This window comes from Zestomonas insulae, from assembly GCF_016901015.1.
GTDB classification, from domain to species: Bacteria; Pseudomonadota; Gammaproteobacteria; order Pseudomonadales; family Pseudomonadaceae; genus Aquipseudomonas; species Aquipseudomonas insulae.
In genome coordinates, this window is the sequence record NZ_JAFEUP010000001.1 from 580539 (window position 1) to 593917 (window position 13379).

The 13379-nt window shown below is 66.9% G+C and carries 9 protein-coding genes; 5 read left to right on the forward strand and 4 right to left on the reverse strand.

The window, feature by feature from the left end; all coding sequences use genetic code 11:
* Positions 1 to 37: 37 nt before the first annotated feature.
* Together acs and JQX08_RS02845 are read right to left on the reverse strand one after the other, a co-directional pair.
* Positions 38 to 1993: an acetate--CoA ligase gene (acs, locus tag JQX08_RS02840; protein ID WP_204914569.1), complete on the reverse strand. Its 1956-nt coding sequence runs from the start codon at positions 1991 to 1993 to the stop codon at positions 38 to 40.
* Positions 1994 to 2290: 297 nt separating this feature from the next.
* Entirely contained in the window at positions 2291 to 3844 is a 1554-nt protein-coding gene (locus tag JQX08_RS02845) for a sigma-54-dependent transcriptional regulator (protein WP_204914570.1), read from the reverse strand.
* 281 nt (positions 3845 to 4125) lie between these two features.
* On the opposite strand from JQX08_RS02845, the gene phhA reads away from it, so the two are divergent.
* The 5 genes from phhA to JQX08_RS02870 all read left to right on the forward strand — a co-directional run bounded on the left by phhA (position 4126) and on the right by JQX08_RS02870 (position 10848).
* Complete coding sequence (phhA, locus tag JQX08_RS02850; protein ID WP_204914571.1) at positions 4126 to 4911, forward strand: phenylalanine 4-monooxygenase; 786 nt, start codon at positions 4126 to 4128, stop codon at positions 4909 to 4911.
* A gap of 123 nt (positions 4912 to 5034) precedes the next feature.
* Complete coding sequence (locus JQX08_RS02855; RefSeq protein WP_204914572.1) at positions 5035 to 5388, forward strand: 4a-hydroxytetrahydrobiopterin dehydratase; 354 nt, start codon at positions 5035 to 5037, stop codon at positions 5386 to 5388.
* A gap of 110 nt (positions 5389 to 5498) precedes the next feature.
* Complete coding sequence (locus JQX08_RS02860; protein WP_204914573.1) at positions 5499 to 5921, forward strand: anti-virulence regulator CigR family protein; 423 nt, start codon at positions 5499 to 5501, stop codon at positions 5919 to 5921.
* A 284-nt stretch (positions 5922 to 6205) separates the two neighbouring features.
* On the forward strand, positions 6206 to 9952 hold the full coding sequence (locus JQX08_RS02865; RefSeq protein WP_204914575.1) for a YadA-like family protein: 3747 nt from the start codon (positions 6206 to 6208) through the stop codon (positions 9950 to 9952).
* Between the two features lie 59 nt (positions 9953 to 10011).
* Complete coding sequence (locus tag JQX08_RS02870; protein ID WP_204914577.1) at positions 10012 to 10848, forward strand: hypothetical protein; 837 nt, start codon at positions 10012 to 10014, stop codon at positions 10846 to 10848.
* Positions 10849 to 11129: 281 nt separating this feature from the next.
* Here JQX08_RS02870 and mnmH read toward each other — a convergent pair whose 3' ends face one another.
* Together mnmH and selD are read right to left on the reverse strand one after the other, a co-directional pair.
* Positions 11130 to 12230 (reverse strand): tRNA 2-selenouridine(34) synthase MnmH, encoded by a 1101-nt coding sequence (gene mnmH / locus JQX08_RS02875; RefSeq protein ID WP_204914579.1) that lies wholly within the window; start codon positions 12228 to 12230, stop codon positions 11130 to 11132.
* On the reverse strand, positions 12230 to 13264 hold the full coding sequence (selD, locus tag JQX08_RS02880) for a selenide, water dikinase SelD (protein ID WP_204914581.1): 1035 nt from the start codon (positions 13262 to 13264) through the stop codon (positions 12230 to 12232). Before selD ends, mnmH begins: the two co-directional genes overlap by 1 nt.
* Between the last annotated feature and the right edge of the window lie 115 nt (positions 13265 to 13379).

Genomic DNA, 13379 nt, shown 5'->3' on the forward strand with positions numbered 1-13379 from the left:
GCTTGTGGCCGGACGGGGCGTTGTCTACAGGCGCCGGTCAGGCGGCCTGCATGTCGCGGTGAGTGTCGATGAGGTGCTGCACCACGCCAGGATCGGCCAGCGTGGAGATGTCGCCGAGTGCGCCGTACTCGGCGGTGGCGATCTTGCGCAGGATGCGGCGCATGATCTTGCCCGATCGGGTCTTCGGCAGCCCCGGGGCCCACTGGATAACGTCCGGGGTGGCGATCGGACCGATCTCCTTGCGGACCCAGTTCTTCAGTTCCTGACGCAGCTGCTCGGAGAACTCCACATCGGCGTTGAGGGTGACGTAGACGTAGATGCCCTGCCCCTTGATGTCGTGCGGCACGCCGACCACGGCGGCCTCGGCGACTTTCGGGTGGGCGACCATCGCGCTTTCCACTTCGGCGGTGCCCATGCGGTGGCCGGAGACGTTGAGCACGTCGTCAACCCGGCCGGTGATCCACCAATAGCCGTCCTCGTCGCGCCGCGCACCGTCACCGGTGAAATACATGCCGCGGAAGGTCTTGAAGTAGGTGTCGACGAAGCGGTCGTGATCGCCGTACAGGGTGCGCGCCTGGCCCGGCCAGGAATCGATGATCACCAGGTTGCCTTCGGTCGCGCCCTCGAGAATGTTGCCGAGGTTGTCGACCAGCGCCGGCTGCACGCCGAAGAACGGCCGCGCCGCCGAACCCGGCTTGAGCGCATGGGCGCCCGGCAGCGGGCTCATCAGCGTGGCGCCGGTTTCGGTCTGCCACCAGGTGTCGACGATCGGGCAGCGCGACTGGCCGACAGTCTCGTAGTACCACTGCCAGGCTTCCGGGTTGATCGGTTCGCCGACCGAGCCGAGCAGGCGCAGGCTGGAGCCATCGGCGCCTTCCACGGCGGCCTTGCCCTGGGCCATCATCGAGCGGATCGCAGTCGGCGCGGTGTAGAGGATGTTGACCTTGTGCTTGTCGACGATCTTCGCCACGCGGGTCACGTCCGGATAGTTCGGCACGCCCTCGAACAGCAGGGTGGTCGCGCCGTTGGCCAGCGGGCCGTAGACGATGTAGGTGTGGCCGGTGACCCAGCCGACGTCGGCGGTGCACCAGTAGATTTCGCCGGGACGGTAGTCGAACACCCGCTCGTGGGTCAGCGCGGCGTACACCAGGTAGCCGCCAGTGGTGTGCAACACGCCCTTGGGCTTACCGGTAGAGCCGGAGGTGTAGAGGATAAACAGCGGCTCCTCGGCGCCCATTTCCTTCGGCGCGCAGGTGCTGCTGGCGACCTTCATCAGGTCCTCGAACCAGATGTCGCGGTGCTGGTTCCACTTGATGTCCGCGCCGGTGCGCTTGCACACGATGACCTTCTGGATGCTGCTGGTTTCCGGGTTGGTCAGCGCGTCGTCGACGTTGGCTTTCAGCGGCGTCTTCTTGCCGGCGCGCACGCCTTCGTCGGCGGTGATCACCACCTTGGATTTACAGTCGATGATCCGCCCGGCCAGCGCTTCCGGCGAGAAGCCGCCGAACACCACGGAATGGATCGCACCGATGCGCGTGCAGGCGAGCATCGCCACCACCGCCTCGGGAATCATCGGCATATAGATGGTCACCACGTCGCCACGGTGCACGTCCTGGCCACGCAGGGCGTTGGCGAACTTGCACACCTGCGCGTGCAGTTCGCGGTAGGTGATTTCCTTGTGCTCGGACGGGTCGTCGCCTTCCCAGATGATCGCCACCTGGTCACCACGCTCGGCCAGATGACGGTCCAGGCAATTGGCGGAGACGTTGAGGCTGCCGTCGGCGAACCACTTGATATCGACGTGGTGGTCGTCGAACGAGGTCTGCTTGACCTTGGTGAACGGCTTGATCCAGTCGATGCGCTGCGCCTGCTCGCGCCAGAATCCGTCGGGGTTGATCACCGACTGTTGATACATGGCCTTGTAGGTGGCCTCGTCGGTCAGCGTGTGGGCGGCGACCTCGGGACGCACGGGATACAGGGAAGCGGCACTCATGGTTGGGACCTCGGTGACAGTTGTTCTTGTGAGTGGGGACATTTGTAGCCAGCCCCAGTCTGCCCAACCATTCGACCATCGTCTTACCACGAGCAGACTATGGTCTAACGCCGTGTGCCGCCCTCACCTACCCGTGCCGCGCTTTCCGGCAGGCAAAAAAAAGCGGCCTCGGCGGCCGCCCAAAATCATTCCGGGGAGAGGAATGGAATCCACTACATCCACAAACCACGCAGGGTTGGATAACGCCTTTGTACGCCTGGGCCAGGTGCCTGCCCATTCAACCAAGGTCGTAGATCGCTACTCCTTGCCCAGCCCGTGCTGGCGCAGCTTGTTGGCGATGGTGGTGTGCGACACGCCAAGCCGCTTGCCCAGCTGGCGGCTGCTCGGGTGCTCGGCGTAGAGGCGTTCCAGCACCGCCTTCTCGAAGCGCCCGGCAATGTCGTCGAGGCTGCCGTCGAGGGAGAAATCGCCGAGCGGCTGCGGCGCGCCGTAGTCTGGCAGGCGGATGTGCTCGGCCTTGACCGTGCCGCCGTCGCACAGCGAAACCGCCTGGAACAGCACGTTCTCCAGTTGCCGCACGTTGCCCGGCCAGTGGTAGCGGCTGAGCCGTTCGAAGGCCTGCGGCGCCAGCTTGGGCAACGGGCAGCCGATCTGCCGGCTGGCCGAATCGAGGAAGTGTTCGGCCAGCGGCGCCAGGCCATCCAGGCATTCGCGCAGCGGCGGAATGTGCAGCGAGAGCACGTTCAGACGGTGATAGAGATCCTGGCGGAATTCGCCGCGCGCGCAGAGTTCGGAGAGGTCGACCTGGGTCGCGCAGATCACCCGCACGTCGAGGTACACCTCCTCGTCGCTGCCGACCCGGCGGAAGCAGCCGTCCTGCAGGAAGCGCAGCAGCTTGGCCTGCAGGCGCGGGCTCATCTCGCCGACCCCGTCGAGGAACAGCGTGCCGCCGGCGGTCAGCTCGAGCAGGCCGAGCTTGCCTTCCGGCCGCGCGCCCTCGAAGGCGCCGGGGCCGTAGCCGAACAGCTCGGTCTCGGCCATGGATTCCGGCAGCCCGGCGCAGTTCAGCGCCATGAACGGCGACTGGCCGCGCGGGCTGGCCAGGTGGCAGGCACGGGCCAGCAGTTCCTTGCCGGTGCCGGTCTCACCCTCGATCAGCAGCGGCGCATCCAGCGGCGCCATGCGCCGCGCCTCGCGGACCACCGCGGCCATCACCCGCGAGCTCTGGAAGATGCTGTCGAAGCCGCGCAACTCCTGCTTGCGCACGTGGTAGATGCGCTCGCCGACGCGGTCGGCGCGGTGCAGGGTGAGCACCGCGCCGGCCAACGCGTCGCTCTCGTCGTGCTCGGTCTGCAGCGGGGCAATGTCGGCGAGGAAGATGTCACCCTTCACTTTCACCCGCAGGCCGTTGATCCGCGCCTTGTTGGCGCGCACCAGCTCCGGCAGGTCGAAGTCCTCGGCGTAGCGCGCCAGCGGAATGCCCGGCACCTCGTCGACGCGCACCCCGAGCAGCTGGGCGGCGGCGCGGTTGGCGGCGACGATGCTGCCGGCCATGTCGATCGACAGCACCGGGAAGTCCAGCGCGCCGAGCAGCGCGTTGAGCTCCAGGTGGCGCCGCTCGCTGGGCATCAGGCCGACGCGCTTGACGCCGAACACCCCAGGTACGGTTTCCAGCTTCGGTCGCAGCGCCTGGAACTGCAGATTGATCAGGTTCGGGCAGTGCAGGTAGATGGCGTTGCCCTGGTCGCCACCGACTTCGCCGCGCAGCACGTTGATGCCGTACTCGACCAGCAGGTTGAGAATGTCGCGGAGGATGCCGACGCGGTTCTGGCAGTGGACTTTGATGCGCATGGGCAGGCTCCTCGACGTGGCTGTATCCCCTCGCCCGGCGGCGCGAGAAGGGGGCGTATCGGCCGACTTTTTGGTTTTCCGGGCCAATTTTCGTAAAGAATATGTGCCAACGCCATTCGACGCCAAGCCGATTTCGCGCGACCCGCCGGCACTCGTAATCCTTTCTTTACGATTTTGCCGCCGTACCGACACCGCAAACCACCCCTCGCGCCGCCCGCAGGCCCGCTATTCGCGGTATCTGTGGGTCAAACAATGACAACGCCGGTCGTTGAGGAGTCGCGATGAAGAGTTCGCTGTATGTCGCCCGGGAACCCGATGCCGACGGTTTCATTCATTACCCTGAGGCCGAGCATCAGGTCTGGCACACGCTGATCAGCCGCCAGCTCAAGGTGATCGAAGGCCGCGCCTGCCAGGAATACCTGGATGGCATCGAGCAGCTCGCCCTGCCCCACGACCGCATCCCGCAGCTCGGCGAACTCAATCGGGTGCTGGAGCGCACCACCGGCTGGAACGTCGCGCGGGTGCCGGCGCTGATTCCGTTCCAGACCTTCTTCGAGCTGCTGGCCAGCAAGCGCTTTCCGGTCGCGACCTTCATCCGCCGCCCGGAAGAACTGGACTACCTGCAGGAGCCGGACATCTTCCACGAAGTGTTCGGCCACTGCCCGCTGCTGACCAACCCCTGGTTCGCCGAATTCACCCACACCTACGGCAAGCTCGGCCTCAAGGCCAGCAAGGAAGAGCGCGTGTACCTGGCGCGGCTGTACTGGATGACCATCGAGTTCGGCCTGGTCGACACCGCCCAGGGCCGGCGCATCTACGGCGGCGGCATCCTCTCTTCGCCGAAGGAGACCGTGTACTGCCTGTCCGAGCAACCCGAACACCAGCCGTTCAGCCCGCTGGAAGCGATGCGCACGCCGTACCGCATCGACATCCTGCAGCCGCTTTATTTCGTGCTGCCCGAGCTCAAGCAGCTGTTCGAGCTGGCCCATCAGGACATCATGGCGCTGGTCCACCAGGCCATGCAGCTCGGCCTGCATACGCCGAAGTTTCCGCCCAAAGCGGCCTGAACCAGACTGAGCACGTAGGAGCGAATTCATTCGCGATTCGTCTCCTGTGCAACCTCGGCGGCGCCGGCCATCGCGGATGAATCCGCTCCTACACTCACACCATGAATATCTGGGAGAACCTCCATGTCCCTCGCCCAAGCCCAATGCGAAGCCTGCCGCGCCGACGCCCCCCATGTGAGCGAAGCCGAGCTGGCCGAGCTGATCCGTGAGATCCCCGACTGGAACATCGAAGTACGCGACGGCCACATGGAGCTGGAGCGGGTGTTCCTGTTCAAGAACTTCCGCCACGCGCTGGCCTTCACCAACGCGATCGGCGCCATCGCCGAGGAAGCCGGCCACCACCCGGCGCTGCTCACCGAGTGGGGCAAGGTCACCGTGACCTGGTGGAGCCACGAGATGAAGGGCCTGCATCGCAACGACTTCATCCTCGCCGCCCGCACAGACGTGGCCGCTGCCAGTGCCGAAGGCCGCAAGTAGTCGCCGACGGCCTTGACGCAGCGCACAGCGGCGCACCGCCAGCCATGACCGCCAGCACGGAACCGGGCTAGGCTGGAGGCATCTCAAGGAACACCCCAAGGAGTGCCTGTATGCGCCAGTGTCTTTCGACCCTTCTCGCCCTCACCCTGTCCGCGGCCATCGCCCCGGCCCTGGCCGCGCCCAAGGGCGAGCACGGCAATTCCGGGCACAAGGGCGGCGGTCAGAACTATTCCGACGATGCGGTGCGCATCGACCCGCGCGGGCCCAGCATCGACATCGGCCAGGTGCGCATCATCCTCGGCGACAACCGCGAGCTGATTGGCCCGGTCAAGGGCCTGCCGCCAGGCATCCAGAAGAACCTGGCCCGCGGCAAGCCGCTGCCGCCGGGCATCGCCAAGCGCTTCGACAGCCGCCTGCTTGGCAAGCTGCCGCGCTACGACGGCTACGAATGGCAGCAAGTCGGCACCGACGTGGTGCTGGTGGCGATCGCCACAGGGCTGATCTACGAAGTGCTGCACAACGTGCTCGACTGACCACACAGCATCGATCTCGCCGGGGCGCCAAGCGCCCCGCTTCCCCAACACCCGCCTCGCCGCCTACTCGCCCCCCTGACCGCCCAGCCCTGTCAGAGCCCCACTACAGCAACTGCAGATTCGCACTACAGCCTGCCGCCCAGGCCTGCGCATAGGCTCCTGACCATCACCGCAGGGTGGTGATCAGCCCCGTCAGCACGACACCATCGCCGCCGCAGGCCGACGCCTCCCCTACGGATTTTCGCCATCCATTGCGACGCCGATGCGTCTCTGGGAAATCCGCCATGAACAAGCTGTACCGTGTGATCTGGAACCAAGCCCGCCGGGCGTGGGCCGTCGCCAGTGAGTTTGCCCGATCGGCCGGCAAGTCCGGCTGTGCGACCCGCGGCATCGCCGCCAGCGTCGCGTTGACCCTGGCGGCGCTCAGTGATCCGGCAGCAGCCATTGCAGCAGAGGCAATCGACGACGAGGACAAGAACGAGCCGGCACCGACACTGCTGGTCGTGCCGCCCAGCCCGGTACTGTTGCAGGCCACGCTACTCGGCGCCGGCTTGAATGCCTACGAGGCCGGCGGAGGAGCGGCGAATGGCAGCGGCTCAGTGGCCATCGGCAGTGCCGCACGGGTCGACTTGGCGAGCTATGACTCCATCGCCATCGGCCGCAACGCCCAAGTGGTCGATAACAGCTACAAGAGCATCGCCATCGGCGCCGACGCGCTGGTGGACGGCGAGCAGTCGAGCAGCAGCATCGCCTTCGGCGACCGTAGCCATGTCGGCAAGAATTCCTGGGACAGCGTGGCCATCGGCTACGGGGCCGAGATCGCCGACAACGCCGATTACGGCATCAGCCTCGGCACCTACGCCCGTGTGCTGAGCAACACCTCCAACGGCATGGCCCTCGGGCAGCACGCGCTGGCCAGCCATTCCAACAGCGTCGCGCTCGGCGCCAACAGTTCGACCGACCGCACCAACAGCGTCTCGGTAGGCTCGACTTGGTCAAAACGGCAGATCACCAATGTCGCGGCTGGCACCACGGACAGCGACGCGGTCACCCTGGGCCAACTCAATGCGCTCGGCAGTAGCGCCGCAAGCGCGTTGGGCAGCAGCTATAACAGCAGCACTCAATCGGTGGCCGCGCCGGCCTATCTGCTGACCAATGCCAATGGCATTGGGGGCACGACTGGTGCGGCGACCGATGTCGCCACCGGCTTTAGCAAGGTCGATAGCGCGTTGGGCAAACTCAACAACCTCGGCACCAAGTACTTCCGGGTCAATTCGACCTGGACGGGTGCGGTGGCCAGCGGCGCCAACGCGTTAGCGGCAGGCTATGCCGCTCAAGCGTCCGGCTCGTGGAGCGTTGCAATCGGCGCTCAGGCTTCGGCGGCTGGCGGCGATACTGTTGCAGTAGGAACGGCCACCGATGCGCAGGGCCAGGACAGCGTTGTAATCGGTACGGGAGCTTCTACTTCGACCACTGCGCCAAATGCCGTAGCCCTCGGCGCCGGCGCGTCTGCGACCGCCACTGATAGCGTTGCCTTAGGCAGCGGCTCGGTCGCCGATCGGGCGCAAAGCGTTTCGGTGGGTGGCGTTGGCAGCGAACGTCAGATAACCAATGTGAAAGCCGGTTCTGCGGGCACCGACGCGGTCAACCTGGCCCAGCTCAACAATCTCGGCAGCAGCACCGCAAGCGCGCTGGGCAGCAGCTACAACAGCAGCACTCAATCGGTAGCGGCGCCGGCTTATCTGCTGAGCAATGCCAACACCCTCGCCGGCACATCTGGCGCGGCGAACAACGTGGCCAGCGGCTTCACCAAAGTCGACAGCGCGCTCGGCAAGCTCAACACCGCCGGCAGCAAATACTTCCAGGCCAAATCCAGCGGGACTGGCTCCGTCGCCAACGGCAGCGACTCCCTGGCCGTCGGCCCCAACGCCAAGGCCGAGTCCAAAGACAGCATCGCCATGGGTAACGGCGCCAGCACCCTGATCGACACCGCCAGCCAGGACAAACTGGGCCGCAACCTGGCGCTGGGCAATCTGGCCAAGAGCGACCGCGAGTACGCCATGGCCTTCGGCTACAAGGCGCACGCCAATGGCGACTCGAGCATCGCCCTCGGTGCGGAAACCTGGGCGCGCGGCTACGACAGCATCGCCCTCGGCACCCGCGCCGGTACCGCCGCCGACTGGAGCACCGCGCTCGGTGCGGATTCCAGCGCCAAGGCCGTGGGCAGCACCGCGACCGGCTACAAGGCGCAGGCCGCCGCCACCAACAGCACGGCCCTCGGCCGCGAGGCGCAGGCCAACCATCAGGGCAGCGTCGCGCTGGGTTACGGCGCGACCACCGACCGGACCAACAGCGTATCGGTGGGCAAGGCCGGCAGCGAGCGGCAGATCACCAACGTGAAAGCCGGCACACAGAGCACCGACGCGGTCAACCTCAGTCAGCTGAACTCGGTGACTGCCGCGGCGACCGCCAATGCCGTGCAATACGACAACGCCGGCAAGACCTCGGTGACCCTGCAGGGCGCCAGCGGCACCGTCTTGGGCAACGTCGCCGATGGCGAGGTCAGCACCACCAGCAAGCAGGCGGTCAACGGCCGGCAGCTGAACGCCACCAATCAGGATCTCGCCAGCCTACGCAGCGATGCCCTGCTCTGGGACAGCGCGCTGGGTGCCTACAAGGCCAGCCGCAACGGCAACGCGACGAAGATCACCGGCGTGGCCCGCGGCGATGTGAGCGCCACTTCCAGCGACGCCGTGAACGGCGCCCAGCTGTTCGAACTCGGCCAGGACGTGGACAGCATCGACGGCCGGGTAACGACCATCGAAACCAGCATCGGCAGCATCGCCAGCGGCGGCGGCATCAAGTATTTCCACGCTTCCTCGAGCAAAGTCGATGCGGTCGCCAGCGGCGCGGACTCGCTCGCCGCCGGTCCCGCAGCGCAGGCCAGCGGCGCGCAGAGCACGGCAGTCGGCAACGCCGCGCAGGCGAGCGGCAGCAACGCGTTGGCGATGGGTAACCAGGCCAGCGCCAGCGGCGCCAATAGCACCGCGGTCGGCAGTCAGGCGAGTGCCAGCGGCAGCAACAGCACGGCGATTGGCAATCAGGCCTCGGCGACGGGGAACAACGCCGTGGCGCTGGGCGACGGTTCAGTTGCCGACCGCGACAACAGCGTGTCGGTCGGTTCGGCCGGCAACGAACGGCAGATCACCAATGTCGCCGCCGGCACCGCCGCCACCGACGCGGTGAACAAGGGCCAGCTCGACGGCGCGGTGGCGGACGCCAAGCAGTACACCGACAGCACCGTCACCACCCTCAACGGCGATGTGCAGAACATGGGCAACCGCGTCACCAACGTCGAAGGTGACGTGGGCAAGCTCAAGACCGGCCAGGACGGCATGTTCCAAACCAGCGCGGTCGGCGCCAAGCCCGTGGCCAGCGGCAGCAATGCGGTGGCCGGTGGGGTCGGCGCGGTGGCTTCCGCGGCGAACAGCACGGCGATCGGCACCCACGCCAAGGCCTCGGCCGAACACGCCGTCGCCCTCGGCCACGGCGCCAGCGCAACGGCACAGAACTCGGTTGCACTCGGCGCCAACTCGGTCGCCGAGCGCGCCAACAGTGTCTCGGTCGGTGCGGCCGGCAACGAGCGGCAGATCACCAATGTCGCCGCCGGCACCCAGGACACCGACGCGGTGAACCTCGCCCAACTGAACAAAAGCGTCGCCGATGTCGCCGCCGATGCCTACGGCTACACCAACTCGGTGTTCAACACGCTGCGCCACGACATCAAGGAGCTCGACGACGAGCTGAGCGCCGGGATTGCCGGCGCCATGGCCATGGCCAGCCTGCCGCAACCGCATGTGCCGGGCGCGAGCATGACCTCAGTGGGGGTCGGCAACTTCCGCGGCCAATCCGCACTGGCGGTGGGCGCCTCGCACATCTCCGCCGACGGCAAATGGGTCACCAAGCTGCAAGGCACGGCCAGCGAGAAAGGTGAAACCGGCGTGTCGGTCGGCATCGGTTATCAGTGGTAAAGCAGCCAGTCATGCAAGACTTTCAGACACGAGCGGCACCGCCGCTCCAGGCGGTATAGATGAACAGCAAAACCCTCTCCATTGTCCTGCTCTGTGGCCTGCTGGCAGTGGCCGGCTGCCGCAGCGAGCAGCCCGGCGCCGCCGGCCTGCACGGCTGGATCGCCACCCCGGCGCTGCCGATCATTCAGGACGCGGTGTTCTCGCTGTCGCCGCTGTTCAATGGCCAGCGCAATACCGCGGTGATGGAGCAGGTGTGCCAGCTGGCCGCCGGCGAGATCAGCCAGCAGGACGTCAACACGCTGCTCGCCCAACAGGGCGTCGATCCGGCCCAGCTGCCCCACTCCGGTGATCCGCTGGCCTTGCTGGTGAATGGTGACAAGGCGGCGCAGACCACTGCCTGCGCCGCGTTCCTCGCCACCGCGCCGCTGTTGCCGGTGGCGGTCGACAGCTTCCTCGCCAGCGTCGCCGCGCCGTCAGCAGCCGACCAGCCAGCCAGTGCGCCGCGCCTCGCCCAGGTGCTGCCGATCAAAATCGCCGAGGCGCGGGCCAATGCGGAGATCTTCGCGCAGATTGCCGTGGACCTGCAGCGCCGGCCGGGGCTGAGCGTTCACGAGTATCGCCAGCAGGCCAGCCAGCTGTTCGCGCGCCTGGCGCCGACCTATCTGCAGCGAGTCAAACAGCAGATGCCGGGCAAGGCTGCGAACTACCGTCTGACCCGCCTGGATGCCGAAGGATTCGCCTTCACCGGCGCGCGGGAGGTGCGCTTCGAATACGGCGCCGATGGCCTGCTGCTGCATCAGCATGGGGTGCTCTGGTACGGCGCCGGCAAGCTGATGGGCACGGACTATCCACTGCAGGTGGCGCATTTTGCGGGTGAGCAGCCAGCGCAGCAGTGAGCGTGATGCTTCGGCGCGGCGGCGCTGGATTCCCGCCTTCGCGGGAATGACGGGGTAAAGGGAAACACCGCGCGATCAGCATTGTCCGCAACAACGTGGCGCAGGTGCCGGTGTACCACGACGTGCTGGTCGCCGTGCCGCTCCAGGCCAACACGCAGAGTGCAGCATCGCCGTCAGCTCCGCTTGGGATCGACGCGCCGGCACCACCCTGAGCTCTGCATGGGATCACCGTCATCCCCGCGCAGGCGGGGATCCAATCGACCCGCAGCGCCCACACAAGCTCAGCGCAACGCGCGCTCGCGCAGGTACGCCAGCACCTCGGCCTGGGTCCCACTGAACTCGATGCGCTCGGCCTTGGCGTCGCGCTGGAAGGCGTACATCGGGTCGTAGTATTCGCCGAGCAATCCGGCGATCCACGCACGGTGCAGTTCAATTGCCCCGCTGCGCTGCTGCTCATCGAGCGCCTGTTGCAGCAGCGCAGCGAGGCGCTGGTAGCGTTCGCCGCCAAGGCGTTTGACGATATTCGCCAGGCTCTGCCGCATGCGCTCGGCGAACAGCGCAAAACCCGGTTCATCGCCATGCACGGCGACGAACTCGGCGCACAGGCCCACCACGTAATCACGCAGGATGCGCTCGACGCGCCCGTCGAAACTGTCCTCCAGCCACACCAGGGGAAACTCGCGCATGCCCTGGAACAGCGGCAGCGGCAGCGCGCAGCTGCCGATCATGCGCCCTTCATCCTCGACCACGAAGCGCTCGCGCCCCGCCGCGCGCTGCTTGAGCAGGTCGATGGCCAGGCGATTCTCGAAGTCGATCTGCCCCGGCTGGCCGCTGGCGCGCTTACCGAAACTAGAGCCGCGGTGGTTGGCCAAACCCTCGAGGTCCAGGCTGTTGGCGAGCTGGTGCAGCACGTCGGTCTTGCCGGTACCGGTCAGCCCGCCGAGCAGGACGAAGTCGCACTGCGCCACGGCCTGTTCGGTGCTGTGCAGGAGAAATCCGCGCATCGCCTTGTAGCCGCCGGTCACCCGCGGATAGTCGATGCCTCGCTCGTCGCGCAGCCACTGCTGGACGATCTGCGAGCGCAGGCCACCGCGAAAGCAGTACAGGTAGCCGTCCGGATGCGCCGTGGCGAAGGCCGCCCAGGCGTCCAGGCGCGCTGCCTTGGTCGCGCCGCAGACCAGTTGGTGGCCGAGTTCGATGGCTGCCTGCTGACCGTGATTCTTGAAACAGGTGCCGACCCGCTGGCGTTCCGCGTCGTTCATCAGCGGCAGGTTGCTGGCGCTGGGAAAGGCCCCCTTGTGAAACTCCACCGGTGCGCGGGCATCCATCATCGGCAGGTCGCCGAGGAAGATGGCGCGGTAGTCGGCGGTGTCAGTGCGCATCAGACCACCTCGACCGCGTAACGCTGGCGCTCGACCAACTCGCCGATCGGCTGCAGCGCCAGGCCCAGCTCGGTCGCCACGCCAAGAAACTCCGCCTCGCCCGCCGCCGTCACCGCCACCAGCAGCCCGCCGCTGGTCTGCGGGTCGCAGAGCAGCAGCTTGTGCGCCTCGTCGAGCGGCGCCAGCTTGTCGCCGTAGCTGTCGAAATTGCGGTGCGTGCCGCCCGGCACGCAACCGGCGGCCAGGTAATGCTCGACGCCGGGCAGCCGCGGCACGCGCGCGTACTGCAGGCGCGCGGTGAGGCCGCTGCCGTCGGCCATCTCGATCAGGTGGCCGAGCAGGCCGAAGCCGGTGACATCGGTCATCGCACTGACCCCGGCGAGCCGGCCGAAGCGCGTGCCCGGCGTGTTCAGCGTGCACATCCAGTCGCGCGCCAGGCCGACGTCCTCCGGACGCAGCTTGGCCTGCTTCTCGGCGGTGGTGAGGATGCCGATGCCGAGCGGCTTGGTCAGGTACAGCCGGTCGCCGAGTCGTGCGGTGTCGTTGCGCTTCAGGTGGACCTTGTCGACCACCCCGGTGACTGCCAGGCCGAAGATCGGCTCGGGCGCGTCGATCGAATGCCCGCCGGCCAGCGGGATGCCCGCCGCCTCGCAGGCCGCGCGACCGCCGGCGACCACCTCGCGGGCCACCTCCGGGGCCAGCACGTTGACCGGCCAGCCGAGGATGGCGATGGCCAGCAGCGGCTGGCCGCCCATGGCGTAGATGTCGCTGATCGCGTTGGTGGCAGCGATGCGGCCGAAGTCGAACGGGTCGTCGACGATGGGCATGAAGAAGTCGGTGGTCGATACCACGCCGCGCGCCTCGTCCAGCGCGTAGACCGCCGCATCGTCACGCGACGCGTTGCCGACCCAGAGCCGCGGGTCGAGGCTCTGCGCGCCGCTGCCGGCGAGGATCACGTCGAGCACCTTGGGGGAAATCTTGCAGCCGCAACCGGCGCCATGGCTGTACTGGGTCAGGCGAATCGGTTCGCTCATCGGAAGGCACCTCGTGGCCGGGAACTGACTGCGAAGTCTAGTTAACGCCAATTCGCACGCCGGCGTCGCGCAGGCGAAAAAACTGCTTCCTATACTCAGCGTGCCTGATAACCGA